Genomic DNA, 275 nt, shown 5'->3' with positions numbered 1-275 from the left:
TCTTCGTTTACGAGGCGCGTGCGACGGCTGATTGCGGGGCCATCAGTTCCTCAATGAGTGCGGCTGCGTGCTGTGGACGATGGAAGAGATAGCCCTGGCCATAGTCCAGACCCATCTGGTGAAGCGTGCGGCATTCCTCTTCCGTCTCGATGCCCTCGGCGATGACGGTGCAGTTCATCTTGTGGGACAAGGTGGTGATGCCTTCGATCAGCATGCGGCTCTTCTGGCGCACGTCGTCATCGCCGTCGTTGATCGCGCGGGTGAAGGACTGATCG

The 275-nt window shown here is 60.0% G+C and carries 1 protein-coding gene; it reads right to left on the bottom strand.

Translation table 11 applies throughout. The annotated features are described in order from the left end of the window. Window positions 1-7 precede the first annotated feature (7 nt). Window positions 8-275, bottom strand: a 268-nt coding sequence (locus EOD29_RS31690; protein WP_164763937.1) for an EAL domain-containing protein, incomplete at its 5' end; no start/stop codon positions are given.

The sequence above is a fragment of the Mesorhizobium sp. M1A.T.Ca.IN.004.03.1.1 genome, from assembly GCF_003997555.1.
Taxonomy (GTDB): domain Bacteria; phylum Pseudomonadota; class Alphaproteobacteria; order Rhizobiales; family Rhizobiaceae; genus Mesorhizobium.
This window is presented reverse-complemented; position numbering and strand designations above follow the sequence as displayed.